17 protein-coding genes are annotated in these 21,783 nt (G+C 36.9%); 2 read left to right on the top strand and 15 right to left on the bottom strand.

Annotated elements, in window-relative coordinates; translation table 11 throughout:
• Window positions 1-147 precede the first annotated feature (147 nt).
• Window positions 148-633, bottom strand: a complete 486-nt coding sequence (locus tag BLR36_RS00855) for a C40 family peptidase (protein WP_093059461.1) — start codon at window positions 631-633, stop codon at window positions 148-150.
• Window positions 634-908: 275 nt separating this feature from the next.
• Here BLR36_RS00855 and BLR36_RS00850 point away from each other — a divergent pair, with 275 nt between their 5' ends.
• Window positions 909-2,609, top strand: coding sequence for a methyl-accepting chemotaxis protein (locus tag BLR36_RS00850; protein WP_093059459.1), 1,701 nt, complete (start codon window positions 909-911; stop codon window positions 2,607-2,609).
• 38 nt (window positions 2,610-2,647) lie between these two features.
• Here BLR36_RS00850 and gdhA read toward each other — a convergent pair whose 3' ends face one another.
• From gdhA to BLR36_RS00835, 3 genes are all read right to left on the bottom strand, one after another.
• Window positions 2,648-4,030: an NADP-specific glutamate dehydrogenase gene (gene gdhA / locus BLR36_RS00845; protein WP_093059457.1), complete on the bottom strand. Its 1,383-nt coding sequence runs from the start codon at window positions 4,028-4,030 to the stop codon at window positions 2,648-2,650.
• A 327-nt stretch (window positions 4,031-4,357) separates the two neighbouring features.
• Window positions 4,358-5,956 (bottom strand): M20/M25/M40 family metallo-hydrolase, encoded by a 1,599-nt coding sequence (locus BLR36_RS00840; protein WP_093059455.1) that lies wholly within the window; start codon window positions 5,954-5,956, stop codon window positions 4,358-4,360.
• A 799-nt stretch (window positions 5,957-6,755) separates the two neighbouring features.
• Window positions 6,756-7,193, bottom strand: a complete 438-nt coding sequence (locus BLR36_RS00835; protein ID WP_093059453.1) for a HEAT repeat domain-containing protein — start codon at window positions 7,191-7,193, stop codon at window positions 6,756-6,758.
• A gap of 200 nt (window positions 7,194-7,393) precedes the next feature.
• Between BLR36_RS00835 and BLR36_RS00830 the strand changes: the two genes are divergently transcribed.
• Window positions 7,394-7,594, top strand: a complete 201-nt coding sequence (locus BLR36_RS00830; RefSeq protein ID WP_093059451.1) for a hypothetical protein — start codon at window positions 7,394-7,396, stop codon at window positions 7,592-7,594.
• A 79-nt stretch (window positions 7,595-7,673) separates the two neighbouring features.
• Here BLR36_RS00830 and BLR36_RS00825 read toward each other — a convergent pair whose 3' ends face one another.
• The 11 genes from BLR36_RS00825 to BLR36_RS00775 form a co-directional block, all read right to left on the bottom strand.
• The gene (locus BLR36_RS00825) at window positions 7,674-8,468 is read right to left on the bottom strand and encodes a hypothetical protein (RefSeq protein WP_093059449.1); all 795 of its coding nucleotides are present in this window, start codon (window positions 8,466-8,468) and stop codon (window positions 7,674-7,676) included.
• Window positions 8,469-8,511: 43 nt separating this feature from the next.
• Window positions 8,512-9,219, bottom strand: a complete 708-nt coding sequence (locus BLR36_RS00820; protein WP_093059447.1) for a hypothetical protein — start codon at window positions 9,217-9,219, stop codon at window positions 8,512-8,514.
• A gap of 19 nt (window positions 9,220-9,238) precedes the next feature.
• The gene (locus tag BLR36_RS00815) at window positions 9,239-10,690 is read right to left on the bottom strand and encodes a ribonuclease YeeF family protein (protein ID WP_093059445.1); all 1,452 of its coding nucleotides are present in this window, start codon (window positions 10,688-10,690) and stop codon (window positions 9,239-9,241) included.
• Window positions 10,687-10,989 carry a YwqI/YxiC family protein gene (locus BLR36_RS00810; protein ID WP_093059443.1) on the bottom strand — a complete coding sequence of 101 codons (303 nt, stop codon included), beginning with the start codon at window positions 10,987-10,989 and terminating at the stop codon, window positions 10,687-10,689. The genes BLR36_RS00815 and BLR36_RS00810 overlap by 4 nt, the downstream gene beginning before the upstream one ends.
• 20 nt (window positions 10,990-11,009) lie before the next feature.
• Complete coding sequence (locus tag BLR36_RS00805) at window positions 11,010-11,369, bottom strand: YwqH-like family protein (RefSeq protein ID WP_175453934.1); 360 nt, start codon at window positions 11,367-11,369, stop codon at window positions 11,010-11,012.
• Between the two features lie 19 nt (window positions 11,370-11,388).
• Window positions 11,389-11,895: a type VII secretion protein EssA gene (gene essA, locus BLR36_RS00800; protein WP_093059439.1), complete on the bottom strand. Its 507-nt coding sequence runs from the start codon at window positions 11,893-11,895 to the stop codon at window positions 11,389-11,391.
• Window positions 11,885-14,734, bottom strand: a complete 2,850-nt coding sequence (gene esaA, locus BLR36_RS00795; RefSeq protein WP_093059437.1) for a type VII secretion protein EsaA — start codon at window positions 14,732-14,734, stop codon at window positions 11,885-11,887. Before esaA ends, essA begins: the two co-directional genes overlap by 11 nt.
• A complete protein-coding gene (gene essC / locus BLR36_RS00790) occupies window positions 14,731-19,209 on the bottom strand; it encodes a type VII secretion protein EssC (RefSeq protein ID WP_093059435.1) in 4,479 nt (1,492 codons plus the stop codon). Before essC ends, esaA begins: the two co-directional genes overlap by 4 nt.
• Window positions 19,210-19,260: 51 nt before the next feature.
• Entirely contained in the window at window positions 19,261-20,613 is a 1,353-nt protein-coding gene (essB, locus tag BLR36_RS00785) for a type VII secretion protein EssB (RefSeq protein ID WP_093059433.1), read from the bottom strand.
• A 14-nt stretch (window positions 20,614-20,627) separates the two neighbouring features.
• The gene (locus BLR36_RS00780) at window positions 20,628-20,867 is read right to left on the bottom strand and encodes an ESX secretion system protein YukD (protein WP_093059431.1); all 240 of its coding nucleotides are present in this window, start codon (window positions 20,865-20,867) and stop codon (window positions 20,628-20,630) included.
• 78 nt (window positions 20,868-20,945) lie between these two features.
• Window positions 20,946-21,239 carry a WXG100 family type VII secretion target gene (locus BLR36_RS00775; protein ID WP_093059429.1) on the bottom strand — a complete coding sequence of 98 codons (294 nt, stop codon included), beginning with the start codon at window positions 21,237-21,239 and terminating at the stop codon, window positions 20,946-20,948.
• Window positions 21,240-21,783: the final 544 nt, after the last annotated feature.

Below are 21,783 nucleotides of genomic sequence, written 5' to 3'. Positions count from 1 at the left end.
TTATATGCAATTATACTACTTTTCCAGAAATTATAAATACCTTTTTGAAAATATTTTCTAAATATTTCAAACCTTGCATTAAACACATAATACAACTATTTTAAAAACCGTTTCAGCTATGAGCTGAAACGGCAGTATATTTTAAGATTATTTTTTTGCTACGGATACGTTTGCTACTCTTTTAGCGCCAACGTATTTTTTACCCCAGTAATAAGGATCATTTAATTTATCAATACGAACGCCTTTAGAAGATGAAGCATGGATGAATTTACCGCTACCTATGTAAATTCCAGCATGAGATACACCTTTACCAGTTGTGTTGAAGAAAACTAAATCTCCCACTGCTAAATTTGCTGTTTTTACCGTTTTCCCACTGTTGTACATTCCTGCTGCAGTTCTTGGCAATTTTATACCCTTGCTTTTATAAACATATCCGATATAACCCGAACAATCAAAACCAGCCTTCGTTGTTCCACCATAACGATATTTAATTCCTACTAAACTTTTCGCACTCGATACTATTTCATTGGATGCTACAGCGCTTGCTGCCTCTGTATTTCCTGCAAATGTTCCCGCGGCTAAAACTACAGTTAAACTAAAGATTGTAATGATTTTTTTAAACAAAGAAGTCAAAGCTTATGTTCCCCCATGTTGTATATTGAAAAATTTATATCAAAATATTTTCTGAAAATTCCTCTATACCCATAGTAACATCATTTAAACATTAGCGACTTTACAGTTGTGTAACAAAAGTATTACAGACCATTACTTATTAATTAATAAAAAGAAAAGGAAATTAGTCACATATTCTTCTGAATTCACTTTATAAAAGTGTATCATTTTTACCTATTTCTATGATATAAATGTTATATAAGTTTTAGGGAAAGTTAGACAGGAGAGAGTTTAATATGAAAAATACGTTAACAGTGCATCTAGGAATGATCATTGTCGGGATAATTGCTTCTATGCTATTAATCACTTCAGTGGCTACCTATAATACTGCATACGACGAGTTGTACAAGGCCGCTGGTATCGAAGCTTATGGGTGTGCAAATATTACAACCGGATTAATCCAAGCTGAGGATGTTAAAAAGATTATTTCAGGGGATTCGTCAACCATTGATAAAGTGAGTGAGCAACTAAATTGGACTACAGCTCATAAAGATATTTTTGAAACACAGTACATTATCGATTTAAATGGTACATTGCTCGCGTTGGATGACAATTTAAAGAAAGCCGGCTTCAAAGCTGGTGATCAGTTTCATATAGATGAAGAAGCTATTGCTATGTTAATAGATATGAAGCATTCCACATATTCAGAGGCTTATGAATTTGGTGATTTAGAAAGACTTTCGGGCTATGCTCCTATTTTTGAAGATCATGACCCTTCCAAAGATATAATTGCTATTAACGTTATTGATTTTGATGCATCTATCGTAAAAGAACGTACTTGGGACGTAGTTAGTGGCGGAATACTTATTAGCATAATTCCATTAATTTTAGCTTCATTAGTTACACTATTTTTAATAAGAAGAAAAACAAAGCCACTTTCCGCACTTATCGCACATGCAGGTGAAATTGCGAAAGGTAATTTAACAGTGAATGATACGGATTTCACGAGCAAAGATGAAGTTGGAGATTTAAGTAGGACATTAAATACATTAGCATCAAACTTACGTAATATTATTGGAACGATTCAAACAACATCCGTTCAATTAACGAAAAATGTGGAGAACAACTCTATTTCGTTAAACGAGATGAAAGACGCCGTGCACCAGGTTTCAGTTAATATGAGTGAAACAGCCGCATCCGTATCTGACGGAACGATCACGGCGGAACAATCCTCTGATATTTTACAAAACCTTGCTCAAGGCTTACAAATTTCAAAAGAGCGCGCAGATATGAGTGTCCTAAATTCCAAAACAACTATGCAAACTGCTGAAGAAGGTCTAACTCGTGCAAGTGAAATAAGTCGAGATATGGATAAGATTAGATCTGCTTCTATTGAAACGAGTGAAACAATCGGACGTCTAAATGAAGCAACTACTAAAATCCAGCAAATTACGGGTTCTATCTCAGCTATTGCTGCTCAAACAAATTTACTAGCGCTTAATGCTTCTATTGAAGCTGCTCGTGCAGGAGAGCAAGGAAAAGGATTTGCAGTAGTCGCGGAGGAAGTTAGAAAACTAGCAGAACAATCCAATACTGAAGTTGAGCAAGTCGAAAAAATTATTAAAGACATTACAGAAAATATTAAGCAGGTAGTAGAATCTACAGTAGAAAGTACAAAGTTAATAGAGACTGGCTCTTCGACGGTTCATCAAACATCTCAATCATTAAGTGATATTTCTACTGCGGTGGAGAAAACGGTTGAAGAAATCACGATGATTTCGGATATGACAACGACAGAGGCTGATAATTCTAAACAGGTCGTAGAGTTAATCACACAGCTTACCGAATCAATAAGAGAAATTGAAGAGGTTACTACTTCTATTTCAGCAGCAACAGAACAAACGACAGCATCTATTGATGAGATTGCAAACCGTTCAAATGAAACATTTGAAATTGCTCATGAATTAAATCAAATCGTAGGTAAATTTAAGCTATAGAAAAAAGGAGCACCCGTCATCGGATGCTCCTTTTATTATTAATGAATACCATGCGCTACCATTGCGTCAGCTACTTTAAGGAAACCAGCTATATTTGCACCTATTACTAAATTGCCAGGATGTCCGTAGCTTTCTGCTGCACTATAGCAGCTAGTGTAGATGTTCTTCATTACAGTCTTTAACTTTTCGTCTACTTCTTCAACCGTCCACGATAAGCGCATACTATTTTGCGACATTTCCATTGCTGAAACTGCTACACCGCCAGCATTTGCTGCCTTTGCCGGTGCAAATAAAACACCTTTTGCTTGAAAAGCAAGAATAGCATCCTCTGTACATGGCATATTTGCACCTTCACCTACTGCCCGTACCCCATTCTCTATTAACATAATGGCATCGTCTTTATCCATTTCATTTTGAGTGGCGCAAGGTAATGCGATATCACATGCTACCGACCAAATATCCGTACAGCCATCATGATAGACAGCATTAGGATGAGTCTTTGTATATTCTCTAATTCGTTTACTATCAAACTCTTTTAACTGTTTAATCGTTTCTACATTAATACCCTTTGGATCATAAATATATCCAGTGGAATCACTGCATGCTAACACCACTGCACCTAGCTCAATTGCCTTTTCCATGGCGTATATTGCGACGTTTCCTGAACCAGAAACTACTACTTTCTTTCCTTCAAAGCTATCATTCACATTCTTCAACATTTCTTCCACAAAATAAACTGTGCCATACCCTGTAGCCTCTTTACGCCCTAGACTTCCACCATGATTTGGGTCTTTCCCTGTGAATACTCCAGCCTCATAACCACCTCTTAGACGATTATACTGACCGAACATATAGCCGATTTCTCTCTTCCCAACTCCGATATCCCCAGCAGGTACATCCATATCTGGTCCAATGTATTTACTTAACTCAGTTATAAAACTTTGCGTAAATCGCATTATTTCACGCTCTGACTTACCTTTTGGATTAAAATCAGATCCACCTTTACCAGCACCAATCGGCTGTCCCGTTAATGCATTTTTAAATGTCTGCTCGAAGGCCAAAAATTTCATAATACTACTGTTCACCGTCGGATGAAATCGAATTCCACCCTTATAAGGTCCTAAGCTATTATTAAACTGAACTCGGAAACCACGGTTAACTTGAACTTTCCCAGTGTCATCTTCCCAAGCAACTCGAAATGTAATGACTCGATCTGGTTCCGTTATACGCTCCAATATTCCATTATGTATATATTCCGGGTGTTTAAGAAAGACAGGTCGTAATGAATCAAAGATTTCACGTGTTGCCTGTAAAAATTCTTTTTCCCCTGGATTTCTTTGTTTTACTAACTCAAAAACTTCGTGCACATAGTCATTGGCTTTGCTTTTATGTTCGGCATTGTTTCTAGTTGTTATTTCCATCCAATTACTCCTATCGTAATATATTATTAGTTTCATTATCTCTAAAAAATATCGAATATTCAATGTTTATAAATTAAAAATTATAAATATACACATTTCCCGAAAAAATGTGAACATTAAATAGACATGAAATTACAGGTAGAAAGAATCCAGTCCTTTATGGCAAAAACTGTTTCTATCGTTTTCTAAAGGCTTCGGACAGACTCCTTGCTATATCGTCACAACCAGCTTCACCTTTCTCAGCAATCTTATGGCGACATGGGACACTATTATATTCTTTATGTTTCAAAAAAAGACTTTCTAATTTAGAAAGTCTCGTTGGAATAATTAATACAGATTTTTAATCAAAGTTTCAAGCATTACAGGCATTTCTACAAAAGCACTGTCTACATGAAGTCTTTCCGTTTTTTGGTGAGCATCTTTACCGAATGGTCCAACGTTCAATACCGGTCCTTTTAGTTTTGCCATATCGTCAAATGGAATGCTATAAGTGTCTCCCCATACCGGAGTATTATTTTCAAAAGCAGTCCAACCCTTACCTTCATCTTCATAATTTACATAACTTAAATCGCAAATTCCATTGAAATAATGGATTTGATCAATTCTATTGTTGAATGATAAAGCTGATTTCTGTAACAACTCCACTGCACTAATAATTAGTGGATCACTAGAAGTATTAACTGCTGGGTAGTAAGGGGGTGCAAATAAAATTACTGTTGCTGGTGCTAACTCTTGGCATTGGATCATTAGGTCATCTACAATACGTAGCGATTTTTCGCGGTCATCCCACTCTTCATTTTCCAGTGTTTGTTTTTTCAATAGTTCTACTTGCTCTGCCCCTAATTTTTTCGTGGCATAAGTTAAAAGTTCTTCATAGCGTATAACTTTTACTTCACCTACTCCGCTTACGTTTTCGCGCGCGCAGATCATTGCATAATTTTCGTTCAACGCTTGCATCGCTTCTTTAGCGACCTGCTCGAATAAATCCATTACTTCCGATGCTGTACGTTTTAGTAAAAACACATTATATAAGGCAACCGCCCGATATGGAGTTTGCGTCGAATAAGACAATTTCAAATCCTTTTGCTGCAATGAAACAGGTAACGGCGTGCTTTCCCCAAGATCTGTCTCCCGAAATGATTCATTCCACTCCATGCGCTGCGTCAAAAAGGATGCAATATAATTCGCAGTCATCCCCTTCATCGGCTCTCCCACATGCGTTTCCTTCCCATAAAACAAAGCAGCCGGCATAATTTTACCAATTGTTCCTGTATATATATACTCAGCAATGTCAGTTGGATTTTGAGAAAATGAAGGCTCACTATTAAGAAATAACTTGTATGTCAATTCGAACTCCTCACGTATACGCACTAAATGGGTAACTGCAGCACGCATCCCAGCAGAATTGACTTCTTCATCTGGAACAGATGTCAAAATTAGATTAATCGGCCATTGCTCTACACTCGCTTTTTCGATCAGCTGCATATGAAGAGCAAGCCCCATCTTCATATCCATCGTACCTCGTCCAAATAAATATTTTCCTGTTTCTAAGTCAGTACGAGCACCTTCTGGTAATTCATCAGGATTCTCCATTAACTTTTTTGTTAACTCCTCTGGAAAATAAGCTAGTGGCTCCAAAACACCGTACTCCTCGGTTTGAACCGTATCAAAATGACTGATCAGCACAATTGTTTCTGTTGCTTCCGGGTGTTTATATAACGCTGTTACTACTTGTCTACCAAGGCCAGCATCATGCATCTGCAATAGACTCGCTCGCTCTTGAAAATACTGTAGTTCTCTAAGCTTCTGCACTAATTTAGGAGCAAATGCTTGCTCTCCCTCTGTTAATGTAATGCTATCCCAGCTAACCAATTCACATAACAAAGCCCGTAGCTTATCAGGCGTGTCCCATAACTTATTCATCATAATTTCTCTCCCATCCCCAACTCACTATTTCTACCTATTTAAAATATAGGTGCTTCAATACAAGCTGTCAATCTATTAGGAATAATTTATTAATTTAACTTATAATATTTTCTCTATTTTCTAAATAACTCTTGAATCATTTATGAAAATAAATTTATTCCATAAGTATATATAATAAATGAAATAAAAAAATCGGACAAAAAGACATGCCAGGTCCTTGAAAAACAATAAACTATGCCGTTGATTTCCGCTCCGGGCGGACGCTTTCCGCCGGCATGGCTTCAGCCGCTTCCCTCGCTACGCTCTGTCCAGGGTCTTCAGCTCATGCTATTCCGGCAGGAGTCGCCACCCTACACTCCAATCAACTATAACCGCTAAATATCAAGAAAGTTGAATACAATATCACATAAATAAGTTGTATTTCTCTATTATTGAATAGTATTTATTATTAGTAACGGATTACAAGTAATTTGAGTTTATAACTAAAAATTTGGCCAATCTTTTTATATTAGCGATAAGCTATGCTTCATTTTTTTGTTGATTACTATTTACTGTATTGATTGTAGTGGAAGGTGGCGACTTCGGCGGGATGAGTGAGACAGATGAGATATCACAGCGACGCGCTAGCGACGGTGATAGCTCATCGCTCACCCCGCGAAACGCGTCCACCTGAAACGGAAATCAGTAGTATTATTTATTCTAAATAGTATCTTAATCTCAGTTTTAAAGGGACACAAATGTATGCATTCTTATTAAAAAAGCAACTGCCTATATAGACAATTGCAATTTTTAATACCTATTATTTTAAGTTAGACCATTCGTTTTTTAACCAAGATTCAAACTCGTCACCTTTGTCACCTTCATACGTATCATATACATCAATACGCATTCTTTTTAGCTTGGTTAAAAATTCTTCAAAAGTATGATCGGCTGGCAAGCTTTTCTTCACACGAACAAACACTTTGTTCGCCCCTTTGACTAATTCGAACTTTTTACGCTTTGGTAATTGTGCCTCTTCCCCAAAATCTAAGAGATTTTGGAATGCAGCCTCCTGTACTTTGTAAACAGGATCGGTTGCCAGGCGTGTTCTTAAAATGTCTTTCACTTGATTATGATTGTACTTTCCTAGTTCAACTACTGCATCATACCGAGCTTTCCAGCTTGCCGTACGATTCGCCGCTTTCTTTAGTTCTTCGTAATTCTCAGGTAATTCGTTTTTTATTGTTTTGTTTCCCATATAATCCAAACTCCTTTATCTTCCCTATTTCAGTATTTTCAGCATCTCTCCATTATATACTACTTAAGTAATATCACCTAATAATTTCTAAAATTAGACATACCCATAAAGTCTCATAAACTATTTACCTAATAAAACTCTTTTCTATCTATTAATCTTTATAGAGACGAATGGTATACTCCGTTAAAGGAGGGAGTATTTTGTCTAATGCTGGTGAATTGAAAAAGTATAAATTTTACCTGAAGTTTAAAGGTGGTCATAATTTGATATTCGAAACGAATACAGACATCCGTACAGCTGAAAGGAATAAAGTAAATGGTGGTCTATTTGTAGATACCGAAAACAATTATACGATTAACCTAGCGCAATTAGAAAGTTTAAATGTCCAACTGCTTCTTTGAAAATACATAATAAATAAAGCATATACAGCAAGCACTCTATTCAATTCTTTTGAAAAAGTGCTTGCTGTTCTATTTCCAGTTATTTAATCGTCGCTTTCTGTTTTTGCATCCTAACCAAAACTTCTAAAATCTCCGAAACAATTTCTAGATTAGTGCTCTGTTTTCCTTCTAGTAATTCCTTATTGTCCTTTTGTATCATTTTAAATGTCCAATTATTATTTGGAGATGTCAGCACATGCATCCCTTCGATAACCCACTGAGTATCCTCTTTGAAAAAAACCATTAAACGATTATTATGTACCATACTTTTTAATGCAGTATCTAATTGACTACTAACCATTTTCCAGTTTTCCTCAGAATTTATATCCTTCAGGCTCTGCACATCTGTCACTGCTCCTGCTTTTACCCAGGAATTGTATGCACTAGTTGGAACAAAAATAGTTCCACCTACCTCGCCTGAGTGACTTTCAACACCCACAAGCATACGAGGGTAAATGACATTATTCCAGACATGATCTGGAGTTCCGTGCACATATAACGTATATTCACCTTCTTCAGTCTCTTTGCATTCTACTACATGGTCTTTACTAAAATAAAAATAACTTTTCTGACGTCCGTCTTTTAATATTTCCACAACCATATTAGTGCGCGACATGATCCATAGAGCATTTCCGAAGTTTTCTTCTAATTTTATTTCTTTGTCAACTAAGTCAATGAGATTTAGCTTATGAAGTTTTTTATAGGTTTTCTCCCATTCTTTTTCAATTTCATACTTTGTCAGATGTTCGAAGGGATTTGAAAATCCTATTAAAGTTTTCGTATTTAACGTTTGCATCATTACAAAAATATCTTTTGCTGTAAATGTTGGAATCATTATTTTCCCTTCCCCCTTATTCAATAGTAAATATTTTCACACACTAGTATTTTTTCTTTCTCTTCTTATACCTTTCCTCCTTTGGCAATCCAAAATCTGGAAACATCTCCTGAACTTTTTCCATATTTTTCTTTATAAAAAAGTATCGGTGAATATTGATTGAAAGAAATGCAGTAAATAAAGATAAGAGAGAGAGACAAACAATGATTAATATACTTATACCAGAGTCTGTATAGACAACGGACAATATTATTTGTCCTATTATATACGAAGCCCCTGCTATCGATGCCCAACCTACTGGAATAGATGTTTTTTGTTGTAGCTTATAATATGTCTCACTATAAAGAGCTTTCCAGTTCATCCAGTTCATCCCACCAATTAATAAAATGAACAATATTACATTAAACAAAAATGGAGCCCAGCTATCTATTTCAAGATTTATATACAACAATTTTTGTATACTAACGAAATAAACATAAGTATTGATGATACCATATATTCCAAGAAATAAATAATAGGATTTTTCGTATTTATAAGGGTCAAATATGTATATCATTCCCCAAATTGTTATTAAAAGTGTTGGAATAATAGCAGCTAAGAAAAACGGCATTGAGAAGGGTTCCCCAAGAAGGGGAAGTATCCCAATCAAATATAAAAATAAAAGAAAGTTTCCAATAATACTCTGTTTGTTTTGTTTAGGTGATTCAAATTTTAAATAAGATGAAAAAACGTTTGTCATATTTGATTTCACTATTGGAATTCTCCCCTAACTATTTGAACCACGAAGATACTGAGTCAATAAGCCCTTTTGTTCCTATCTTAATTGCATCTCCTATTGAGTCATTTTGTCCATCATTATTTACATCAAAGATTTTCACTTCACTTAATAAGGTAGTTACAACTACTCCGGCAATCAATCCCGCAGCAGCTCCAGCTACTACCCCTACGGGTCCACCGAAGGCACCTACTGTTGCACCAGCTTGTGCACCTGCCCAAGCAGAAGCTGCCATAGAAGCACCAGCAATAGCTACATCACCTGTAACGTTACCTGCTATTTGACTAGCTGACTCGTTATTTTGTACACCATGAATAATATCTCCGCCCGCTGTAGCAAATACACCAATATACCCTAGTTTATTAGCAGAGAAGCGGAAAGTAGATTTTACGTTTGTCGCTGGGTCAACTCTTTTAAAAATTTTTTCATATCTCTCTGCATCCGCACCGGAATATGTTTTCTTTTTTACACCAAGTAGCTCTGGTCTAGTAATCTTAAGAACTGTTTTTGTGACATTCTGATGCGTTGTCCTAGTAGTTCTAGTAATTCCAAAACCTTTCGAAGCCAATCTCACATCTTTATATGTGGCATTCCCCGCTGCAGCAAATCCTACAAAATTCGCCGCTGCATTTATAGGCTTGTTTTGCCAATCATTAATGTCTAGCCCTACAGTAGTCATAATACCTTCCCAAAGGTTCTTCTCTGTATAGGCAGGGGCTGACACTTCCACATCATTCTGGTCTATTCGTGGATCAGCAGCAAGTATGTCTATTTGGTGCTGCAAATAGAATTGACCAATCGGTGTTGCGTCTTGCACATAATTCCAATCATCTGCTGGGAAGTTAATATCTGTTAATCCTTCATCCATTAAATACTCAATATCCGTTAACCAGGCTTCCATATTTAAAATGGCAGCTTCTATAAGAACAAGTGCACTTGTTTGCGTCATATCGAATTCATTTAGGTCCGTAACTGTATTATCCCTGGAAGTTCTAGCACTAGTTACTCCTTCCTGTACACCACTATCATCTAAATGAGGCAATGCTACAATATCGGAAACAGAATCCATAATGACGTTAGATTCATCTGTTAAATTAGTCGTTACTTGAGAAATTTCGGTTAACCCTTGTTCTACTTCGCCTTCCAAATACGCTTGACGAATATAGCCATTAGCATTTGGCTCTAATGCGTCCAATGCAGATTTCATCGTAGTTAAGGTAGTATTAAATGTAGCTTTAAATGTTAAAAAGAAATGGAGAAAAGGTAAATGGGCATCATTATAGAATGATCTAATTGCATTCCCACCTTCTCCTTTAAGCGTTTCCTCCATCGCTACTAATCCCTGCACGGCAGTCTGAATAGCAGTTATTTCTCCTTCTAGACGAGTGAGCATATTGGTATTACGTTGGATACCATCTTGAAATGGTTGCACGTCTAATATTTTCATCGTGCCACCATCCCTGTTCCATTAACAGTACATTGCATTGCTGCCGAAATCTTTTGATCAGACTCTTCCATAAAGTCAACAGATGCAGATGTGGTTTGAATATTTTTTGTTGATAATGTTTGATATTTTACAAGTAATTGGTCCAACTTTACAGACAACTCATTGAACTTTGTAACGACATCTAGTGTATTCCCCGTAATAGGCGGCTCTGCTTTTGGGTTGAGCTGATTAACTGCACCAGTCATTTCTCCAAGTTGATTTTCTACATCTGCATATACAATTTTAACTTCCGTAGACATTAGGCTTTCCCCCTTGCAAGTTAGTTTGCTTTAGCTTGGCGTTGACGTTCTTGCTCCGCTAGAATATTGGCGATTGTTTGTTCAATAGATGCAATCTCTGCATGTAATTCACTGATTCTCGTGGAGATCGCACTAAATACAATAGAGAATTGGCTTCCCGATATATCTACATAGCTAGTATGAATACCCGATTCTCGAATTTCATCAAATTTATCTGCATGTGTCCCCTGCCAAGTTGTTGCTGTTAGCTCTGGCTCTAAACACTTAGGTTCATTAGCATTAAATTCAGACTGTTTCCCTTGCAAGGAAGACTGGCATGAAGTTAATCTCTGCAAATCATCCTTCTTTTTTGCTAATAACGCATAATAATACCCTGGCATATACATTCCCCTCCCTTAATCATTTGGCTGGTTCCGTAGTTTCCGACGAATTTACTAGTTTCGGTAAGAAAATTACAAACAAAGTAAGCATACCAATCGCAATTAACCCCAAAAATAGGATTGGTCTTAAATTATTGCCTGACGATTCCTCTTCTATTTTAGATTCTGTTTCATTGGCTAGAGCTATTTCTTTTTCAGAAAATAATTGTAACTCCGAAGATTTCGCTGTTACGGTACTTTTTTCCCCGCGCTCAGCTGTTTGAAACAAATAGGAGGTGTCTGCTCTGTTAGGAAGCTTTTTCCTCCCATCAAAATATATATCAAACTGCTTTTTAGGAATGGTATTTTTCATTTCTGTTTTTTGATTATCATGAAGATAATCCGTATTTTTCTTAAATTTTAATTTTTCATAAATAACGGGTTCTAAGTCCTCTGCCTTTTTCGGTTCTTCCGCAAAAACGACTAAACTATTTCCGACGAGGGAAAGTAACAATACTGGAAGTAAGAGGCGCGATTTAACTTTCATACGCTTCATCTGCCACAGATGCTTTAGATTTATTATTTTTATTTACAAAGTAAGTCGTCCCTAGCATTACAATTGCAATAGCCGCCGTGATAACAGCTCCCCATATAAAACTAGTTTCCGGTTCATATTTAATAGACATATAAACGGTTGACAATACATCTGGGATATTAATATCAGGTACTGCAAGTATTAATAATGGAATGATGTATAAACACATCAATGCCAAACTAGCAAGCCATCCTACCGATTGACCAAATTCTAAAGCTGTACGAATAATAGCTGCTCCTGCAAGCAATAAAAGAATAGTGAAGATTGTCCATTCTAACGCACGGTGGTCATTTAAAATGTACATATAAATACTATAGAAACTGATGATTAAACCAACAAGTAAAGATAGTAGTGCTGTCATGCCTAATTGAAGGCCAATCGGACCATCTTTCATCTGATAAGAGAAATATCCGATTAACAAACTACTTATTAATAGAATGATAAATAAAATAACTGGTGGAACTTTTTCCATTTCATCCGAAACTGCTGCTTCACCTTTTACATCAAGAGGATTTACAAAATGATTAAATGCATATCCATTTTCCTGTCCATCCACATATGTATTGGCAAGAAAGTCTTGGATATCTTCATCGAATTCGGACATAGCTGCTACATTTGTATCCCATTTCCCAGTAAATTCATTGGAGGTGTCTTTTATATTGTCTGCTTTAGCAGTTAAGTCATTCGCATAATCTACTAAGCTGCTTTGTTTTTGAGACAAAGATTGAATCATCCCGCTTAACGTTACGAGCTGATTGCTTACATTTTGTTGACCAGCCATTACTTCCCCTTCAGAAGCAGCAGCGACTGGCTCGCCAGCTGGAATCATATTCGCTGGATTTTGTATTTGCGCTAGTAAAACATTTGCTTGTTCATCAATTGAATTTAGTTCATTGACGAGCGTTGCGTGCTGCTGCTCCGCAGTTTCTTTATAACCAGACATGATTGCAGCAAACGTTGTACTTAGATCGGACATTCCTAATTTTGTTTCTGGAATGGTATCTTCGACTGATGTCCAACCTTCTAACTCTAATTCATTAATATCCACTACATTTTTTAACAATGCAGTTAAAATTTCATCCTTCAACATTGCATCCTTATTCGCACTGTTTCCACCCTCATTTAGAGTGAATTCAAACTGTTCTAAAGTAGCGTAGTAGGATAATAAAGAGCTCGTGTCAGTTTTAGCTGCCCCCTTTGCAAACAGTTCTTTCAATCTACTGCGCTGATTGTTTGATAAACGAGGATTAGCTAATAGCTCTTGTTCTTTTTTCATTATTTCCATACCAATACGTGCAGTATCTGCTGGGTAATTATTAATAATTTGTTGAACAGATTCATATTCACTAAAAATAGCACTATAGCTTTCAAATAGATTTGTATACTCTGCAGAAGCCTGTGTATAGTCATCTGCTGCTTTTTGGTTCGCATTAGCCCAAGTTGTATCTCTTTCTGTCAAAGCAGTAGTGATTTTTCCAAGTTCTGCTTGAATTACATCAATTTCACCGATAAAAGAAGATGCAGGATCCGTTTCTGATACTCTTGCTTTTATAGAGGAAAGTCCTGTTAAAATAGTATCTATTTTCACGCGTTCCTGTTCAAGTCCAGGTAAAGTGGTAGAAGATTTTTCTGTTGCTTTTTGTGCCAGTTGTTCTTTAATAGAAAGAAGCTGATTTGGCTCCGTCCCTACAACCGCAGCGGCAAGCACTGCATTAGTACCTTTACTTGTCGCAATGCCTTTTTCAAGATTGGATAAAATAGTATTATTATAACGGTCAATTGCAGTGCCTTGAACTACTAGTAGATCCGTAACCTGACGATCTACCTCTTTTTTTCGTAGTTCTGATAATGCGTTGAATTTTTCTTTATTTGAATCAACGATATTATTCACTTTTTGAATTTCATTATTAAGCTTGTTATTACTTTCCTCCAGCATTTGTACGGACTGATTAAATTGCTCTGCTTGAGTCGCAGCAGCCGCATGGATTTTAGCTAAGCTCGCATCCTGTACTTGCTGTAGTATTTCTCTTTGTGTATTCTGGAATTCCTTATATTGCTGTACATACGTGATGAAGTTATTCATCTGTAATCCAAACGAATCGGCATTTTCAATACGACTTGTATGCTCATTATTAGCCGATCCGATTATTGTTTGCAACGATTCCATTTGGTCCTTTTGGCTTTGCATCTGTTCAGCCAACGTTTCTGATTCTGGCTTATAATAGGCAGACATCGCACTTAGGAATTCTGTTTCTTTTCCTAAAATAGTCGTAAATTCTTTTTTTATATGATTCATTTCCTGCGCGATATAGCTCCAGTACATCGTAGAAATTTTATCATTTACTCGGTCTGTTGCTACTTCAATTTCATGTAATACCTGTTCTTTACGTAGTCCTGATTTCTGACGCTGTACTTGATAGGCAAACTCTGCTTTTTTCGGATCTTTTTCATCATAGGACATTATATTTTCTGAGAAATTGGAGGGAATATAAACGATTGCGTCATACTGGTTGGATTTTAATCCGCTTTCCGCTGCTCCACGTCCTGTTACATTCCATTCATAATCCGAGTCATCTGCTAATATAGATACTACCTCTACACCCATTTGTACTTTTTCTGCATCCTTCGTTAAACCCATATCTTCATTTACAATCGCAATTGTGCGTTTGTTTTGATTATTCAAATCAAGAATATTAACACCCATAAGCTGGAAGAAAATAATAGGAACAGCTAATATGAGTAAGATTCCGGCACCATATTTTAATAATCTAGCATTTTTAGTTGATTTCATTGTACGATCGTCCTCTCCAACTCACTTAAAGGGATTTTCACCTTTGTTGCATTCCCATTTAAAATATAATGTGCAAATCCTATTGGAAGCTCTGCTTCTTTGCGTTCATATGCTACTGTAAACAAGGTTTGCTCTGACTTTTTCATGTATACAAGCGCCTGTCGAACAAGCTTCAATTCATTCGTGAATGCATCATACCCTTTGGTAATTTCTGCATTATTTCCAGACATGACAACATTGAAGCCTAAGTGAGCGTAACGCTTCATCAATTTTGCTAATCTGTCCTGAAGACCAATATCAGCTACTTGTAGGAATCTTGTATAACCATCGATTACAAAATAAGAAAGAGTAATTTCTACGGGAAGTCCTTGTTGGATATTTTCGAGATAGCTACGTTCTACCTCTGCATAATATTGCTCTGTTTGAGTAACCCATTCTGCCAAATTCTCTTTTGTTTCCAAGTATTCAATTGCATCATGCTCTGCAAATTTGGACAATCCGCGGTCAAACGAATCAAAAATAGCGATGAATCCGGTTTTCTGTCCTAAAAGTGTCTGAAGCATCCAATTTATCGTATTTGTCTTCCCTCTTTGTACCTGACCGATCAGAAGACAATGACGATTTTTCTTGAAGTCAATGGAAATTGGAAGTACTGTATCTTCATCCAATCCAAGCGGCACAATCCCATCCTTTTTCTTTCCATCCAAGTAGTAGGAGAAGGTTGTAGTTGTAAGCTCGAGTGGCAACATTGGAATGGATAAAGGTAGTGTTGCCTCCATATATTGCGTTCGTAAATTGCTTACTTTTTTCTTGATTGACTCTAGTATTTCATAGTCGTCCTCACCACTAGCAGGTAAGTAAATTTGTGCAAAATAGGCATCTTCTTTTTTCACAATTGCTCTACCGGGGAATGGTTCTAAGTCGAACGGTACCCGACCAATCACAGTAAATGACTCCGTCGTATCCATTAAATAATGTACAACCTTCGTTTTTAAGTTATTCATCAAGGACTGTCGAACCGATTGAACTCTCGTCGCAGCCACGAACAAATAAATTCCGAGAGATTGACCATCTCGACCAAATTGAATGAGTTGAGCCTCTAGTTCTTCCATTTCCTCTCGGACAATATCATAATTATCCACGACCAAATACAGAAGAGGGAACTTCTCCGCCGATAATTTATTGTACATATGGATATTACTAACCTCTGATTGCTGGAAGGCAATTTTTCGCTTAGCAATCTCTTCTTTTATTAACTTTACTAGTTTTTCTCTTTTCAGCTCTTCATCGATTGTGAAATAATCTGCCGTATGTGGAAGCTGTCTTAATGGAAGTAATGATCCATTTCCATAATCGAGCAAGTAAAAGTGCACTTCCTCGGGAGCTAGGTTTTCTGCAAGACCCAATATAGTTGTAAGCAATGTAGTGGATTTTCCATAACCCGAAGAACCAAATACACCGAGATTTCCATCCTTGGTCCAGTTATAGGCTATTGGCGACTGACTTTGCTTTTCTGGTTCGTCAATCATTCCTAGAGAGAATCCTGCCTCGCTAGTTGGCATATCTGCTTGTTTTTCAAGGCGCAAAGCTAATGGCTCTAACCACGGACTAGCTACTTTTTTAATATTCAAATTAGCAGTTGTCTCTGCAATTTTAGCTGTCACTGCTTCCATCTCTGTCATTCCACTAGATTTCTTTTTCACATTTGTTGCTATTCCTGAAAGTGGATATAAGCCGAGGTCTGTGACAATTGCCACGTCATCTTCTCCCTCTAGCACCTCTTCCTTATATGGTGCCCCGCTCCATGCAGATTGGAACAGCTCATATACTTCATTGTTACCTACTTGTAGATAACCACGACCAGTTACGGTGATAGAAGCGGCATCTCCATTTTTCAGAATTTCTTTACTATCCGATACATCCTGTACCTTCAAGGCAACGCGGAATCTCGCATTACTCCAGATCTGTTCGTCAATAACCCCTCCAGGCTTTTGCGTAGCTAAAATAAGATGCACGCCCAAACTTCGCCCGATACGAGCCGTACTCACAAGCTCTCGAATAAATTCCGGTTCCTCACGTTTTAACTCTGCAAATTCATCCGAAATGAGAAATAAATGAGGAAGGGGTTCCAACGCCTTTCCTTCTTTATAAAGTGTCGTATAATCATCGATATGCGAAACAACGTATTGATCAAACAACCGCTGTCTTCGTTTAAGCTCACTATTTATAGAAGCGAGTGCTCGCATACTAAAGTTTTTACTACCTTCAATATTCGTAATCGTTCCTAACAGATGAGGAATATGCTTGAATGGCTGTGCCATTCCTCCACCTTTATAGTCGATTAATAAGAAAGCTACTTCATGAGGGTGGTAATGAACTGCAAGTGACAATATATATGTCTGTAAAAATTCACTTTTACCCGAACCCGTCGTACCGGCTAACAAACCATGGGGACCATGCGCCTTCTCATGTAAGTTTAATGCAACAATTTCATTTTTCCCTTTGAATCCAATCGGTACAGCTAACGATTTTGCTGACTCGTTAACTGTCCAATTTCGTGCAATTGGAACGTCCTCTACATCTTTAACACCAAACAACTCTAAAAAACTAACCGAGTTTGGGATAGAATTTTTGATACCTATTTGATGATTCAGTGTTCGAAGCATGCGAGTGAATCGTTCGTTGGTCGTAGCATCAAATTCGTCTAAGTTAAATGGAATATCTACAGCCTTACCTGCCTCTATGAGAATATCCCCTTCGCGTTCGTTTACGTATCGAATTAGAGTGTGTACATTCTCCGTCATTCTTTCCTGTGCAGATTCTGCAAAAATAACCGATATCCCAAGGTCTTTTGTATGCTTGCTTTCTAAGTATTCTAAGATGACATGCTCTGCAAGTAATGAGTAATCCGAAACGATGAAAACTAAATGTGGAGTAAATATACTTTTGCCCTTTTGGTCATCTGTATCTCGCTCACGAATAATTTCATATAACGAAGACAATAATTGATCTCTTGTTTCCTCGTTATGTATCAACCCTCTTGCATGCATATGTGGCAGCTTAAAATGAGGCAGCCATTTCATCCATTCAACCTCTGCATACTCCTCGTCTTTGAAAATATATATAAATCTTGTATCATGATAGCTTTGAGAAAAGGCTAATTGACCAATTATTTGTTGAAGTTCACGCTTTATAACAGATTCTTTTCCAGTTAAGCCTAAAATTCCTTCTGATAGGTTGGTGGTAACTGGTGCAGAAGGAATCTCCTTGTATACTTGTTCCATTCGCTGAGCCTGCTCTAGCAAATCATCTATTTCCCGATTAGCTAAATCACCAGAGGATAATTTAATCTCGTAGCTAGCTTTCACATTCCCTGTTCCTAATCTAAACTCTAAAAAATCATGACTCTCTAATGATCTCTCCCAAATTCTACTGGATAGTTCATTTGTCATTTGTTTCATTTCTTCAAAAGCAGGGAAATGATAGTCCAACACTTTCTTTTGCTTTTCGGAAAGCTCATAAAGCTCTTCCCTCATATTTTCTAAATACGCCGTATACACTCTACGTCTTTTTTCCGCATTTCGCTTATGCTTCTTTTTGTCACGGAAATATTGAACAGTAGAGGTGACTAACACGGTTAAAAACATCATGATGGAAATAATGACGAAAATTCCTCTCGGAATTAAAATAGCTACAAGTCCCATAACAATAAGCATCACAAGTGGCGGCGCTATTATGAGCAATAATCCCCGACCAGAATCATCCGTTTCCTGAGTCGGAAATGTTAAGGAAATTTTGTCATCCGGAAGATCATAGATCATTCTCGGTGTACGACGATAATCAGGATACATCTGCAGCATTTCAGACTGCGGAACATCTATAACAGAAAGCTTCGTTGTATAAGGAACCGAAGCAGTCACTTCAAGCAAATCTTTTTGAAGTAGTCTCATTTCCATGAATGCCCACTGAAGGACGTCCCCTTCTGCAAGAACTGTGTTAGATTCCACTAACTTGCCATTTACATATAATCGACAGCCGAAGTCTTTTTTTATTATCCAGCCATCTTTAATTTTATTGAGTGAAAAATGCCCAGACTCTACTGCTGGAAAACTTGTTTTCAGTCTTTGAAAAGTTGCTAAGTCTAGTTGGGCATCAAACGAAACCTCATTGTCAAAGTCTATATAGTAGGTTTTTGAAGATGGTAGAGCCGAAGAAGTATACAGATGAAGCTCTTTTTCTTTCTGTTCAATCGTAAGACCTTCATCATCTGTAAATCTTCCTATAAATGTTTCGTCATTATAAACTACGAACCCTTTTTCTTCTTGTTTCAATGTAAAAGGACCATCAACAAAAGGAAATGTCTGAATCGTAATATCATGTTCGATGGTAGGACCAATCGATAAAGAGGTAATGTCATTTTCGGGTATTAGGATTCGCTGATAATTTTCGTCATAAAACAACCATAGCTGTTGCAATAGGCACACCTTCTTTCGAACCTCATTAGAATTTTAACTATCCTCATTTTGTTACTTTGTTTGTTCTGTTTGTTGCTCTTCAGTTTGTTTTTGTTCGAGTTCTTGCTGTTCCTTTTGTTTCTGTTCTTGTTCTTGTTCTTGTTTTTCTTTTTGTTGTTGTTCCAATTCTTGTTGTTCCTTTTGTTTTTGTTCTAATTCTAGTTTTTCTTGCTGTTTTAGCTCTTCTTGCTCTAGCTCTTGTGCTTGCATTTCTTCCATTAACTTTTCATATTCCTCAACTTCTTGATCAATCTCGTTAAGCATTTCTTGCATCTTTTCTCCAGATAAATCTCTATCTGCCTTCACTTCTTCTCTTCTTTTCAACAAACCATAAGTGATTAACTCGCCATCTTCCATCGCCCTTGCAATGTCTACTGCTTTTTCTGCCTCTCCACGACCGAGATAAATCCAATATCTTAAATAATCTGCGTCGGTTTGCAAGGTGATATTGGAAAGTACATTTTCTTTTTGCTCTTCATCCAGACGCTCATTGGTAACAGATGAATAGGCAAGCTCATAAAGAACGATAAAAGGCATGGACTCAACGCTATAAGGACTTAAAGTTGTTACTACTTGGCTGTAGTTTTGACCTAGGAAGGATGCTTGACTATCGATAAAGGCTTCCGTTTTTGGCTTTTCATGCACAAAATAAATGATTGCAAAAACAATGGCAGGGATAAGAAGTACCCCCAGTCCAATTGAAAGCCATTTGGTAACGTTCCACTTTTTTCTTGGAAGTTTTACATTTTCTAATTCTCTTACTTCTAGCTGCTCCATTTGCTGACTTATGAATTCCAGCAAAGAGTCACTTTCTTTCATGGACATAATGGTAGAGCCCATTTCCTTCAATTCAAGAATCTCGGAATACTTTAAATACTCCTCAAATGTGAAAGAGCCGTCTATTGCGGCTGCAACTACGGCTTTTGTTTCTAACCAAACACGCTCATCATTCGTTTCAAACGGGGGTAAACTCCCTAACACTCCGAAGTAAAGAAATACAGGATCCATCCCGGGGCTATACACAATATTTTCTGGAGACACGATTAAATTTAATCGAGGATAAGGATGTGCATAAACCTTCTCAACTAACTGGTATGCAAACATCCAACGAGATTTTTCATCCTCTCCCTGAATTGCAAGAAATCGTTTAAAGGACGCTGGTATTTCCACTTGAATGATTAACTCGTCGTCGGTAATAACTATGTCTTTTTTTATTTTCGGATTCACTTCTTTTAAGAAGATTATTTCTTCCGTTCGCTTAAATCCCACTCTCTCTTTTTGAAAGACAAAAGTAGTTTTAAGGGCTTCTTCATTTATTTCTGCACCTATTCGGTTTTTTAAGTATGTATGTGAACGATTGGCCATCTTTGTAGCTCCTATCAAATAATCTCAATTCGGTCACCCGTCGTTATGCCGCAGTGGGCTAACGTCAAATGTCCCGGGAATACTTTATCTTTATTAACTACGCGCACCCAATGGCCTTCGCGTGGAGTTTTGGAAATAGAGTTGGCCTGCCAGGCAATATCAATCATTTTTTTCATTGTATAGTAATCTGAAAGTCTTAAATCTATGACATTTCCATCGTATTTAGAAAGATCTACTGTAATCTCTATATACATTCTTTCACCCCAACTTAAGGAAAAAGCGCCTTCCTGTGTGGGAATGACGCTCTACTATTTTGACATGCGAACAAATGATTATCCGCGAATTTGATTGGCAACTTGTTGGTCTGCATCTTGCAACGCTTGACCAGCACGGCTCAATTGAATACCTACTTCACTTAATAATTCACGCATTTCATTGAAATGAGGTTTAAGTCTCTCATATTGCTCAGCAAAAGCAGCACTAGAAGAACCTTCCCACATTGATTGCAATTCACCGATCATGCCATCTAGGCGACCAATTTGAGAAGCAACCTCCCCTGATTCATGGTTGTAGCGAGAAGCCATAGCATCTAACTCAGCTGGTGTTACGCGAATAATTCCTGACATTCCATACATCTCCCTTATCTTGAAATTTTGTGGCATTTATAAAATAACTGTGCAATGCTATTAATAGCCCCACAGATACTTCCTACGTTGACAAAATGAGTAATCGCAAATCAAACTAATAACCATTACCCTTTATCTATTAGTTTATAAACCTATTTTATTCATATATTAATGATTTTTTTGGAAAGGACTTCTTTAGAAAACATTTCCTTTAATATAATAAATACCATGCCAATTTCCCCCCGTCAAAATCCCTTCATAAATTAGTCTATTTAACTAGACCTATCATCCTATAGACTTTTGTCACTAAGTTTTCACAATTAGAGTTAAGTAATGTTTTTTTGTTTTATAAAACGACTAATAATTTTTATAAAATCAAAATGTTATTATTTAAAATAAATCAGATTACTATTTACTCATTTTTCTGTAATTTATACTGTAATAATATCTCGGTATAAAGATACTCAAACCAAGTGATTTTCTTCTTTTACTCAGAAGAAAATAATTAATAATGAATGAATTTGATTGTTTATGAACGATTTTG

The organism is Psychrobacillus sp. OK028, assembly GCF_900103605.1.
Lineage (GTDB): Bacteria > Bacillota > Bacilli > Bacillales_A > Planococcaceae > Psychrobacillus.
Note: the sequence above shows the minus strand (reverse complement) of the source record. Positions and strands in the feature narration are given on the sequence as shown.

What these genes read in the sequence shown, in the direction of transcription:
- BLR36_RS00850 (WP_093059459.1), top strand. Translation starts at nt 909, where the DNA reads ATGAAAAATACGTTAACAGTGCATCTAGGAATGATCATTGTCGGGATA.
- gdhA (WP_093059457.1), bottom strand. Translation starts at nt 4,030, where the DNA reads ATGGAAATAACAACTAGAAACAATGCCGAACATAAAAGCAAAGCCAAT.
- BLR36_RS00840 (WP_093059455.1), bottom strand. Translation starts at nt 5,956, where the DNA reads ATGATGAATAAGTTATGGGACACGCCTGATAAGCTACGGGCTTTGTTA.
- BLR36_RS00835 (WP_093059453.1), bottom strand. Translation starts at nt 7,193, where the DNA reads ATGGGAAACAAAACAATAAAAAACGAATTACCTGAGAATTACGAAGAA.
- BLR36_RS00825 (WP_093059449.1), bottom strand. Translation starts at nt 8,468, where the DNA reads ATGATTCCAACATTTACAGCAAAAGATATTTTTGTAATGATGCAAACG.
- BLR36_RS00815 (WP_093059445.1), bottom strand. Translation starts at nt 10,690, where the DNA reads ATGAAAATATTAGACGTGCAACCATTTCAAGATGGTATCCAACGTAAT.
- BLR36_RS00810 (WP_093059443.1), bottom strand. Translation starts at nt 10,989, where the DNA reads ATGTCTACGGAAGTTAAAATTGTATATGCAGATGTAGAAAATCAACTT.
- BLR36_RS00805 (WP_175453934.1), bottom strand. Translation starts at nt 11,369, where the DNA reads ATGCCAGGGTATTATTATGCGTTATTAGCAAAAAAGAAGGATGATTTG.
- essA (WP_093059439.1), bottom strand. Translation starts at nt 11,895, where the DNA reads ATGAAAGTTAAATCGCGCCTCTTACTTCCAGTATTGTTACTTTCCCTC.
- esaA (WP_093059437.1), bottom strand. Translation starts at nt 14,734, where the DNA reads ATGAAATCAACTAAAAATGCTAGATTATTAAAATATGGTGCCGGAATC.
- essB (WP_093059433.1), bottom strand. Translation starts at nt 20,613, where the DNA reads ATGGCCAATCGTTCACATACATACTTAAAAAACCGAATAGGTGCAGAA.
- BLR36_RS00780 (WP_093059431.1), bottom strand. Translation starts at nt 20,867, where the DNA reads ATGTATATAGAGATTACAGTAGATCTTTCTAAATACGATGGAAATGTC.
- BLR36_RS00775 (WP_093059429.1), bottom strand. Translation starts at nt 21,239, where the DNA reads ATGTCAGGAATTATTCGCGTAACACCAGCTGAGTTAGATGCTATGGCT.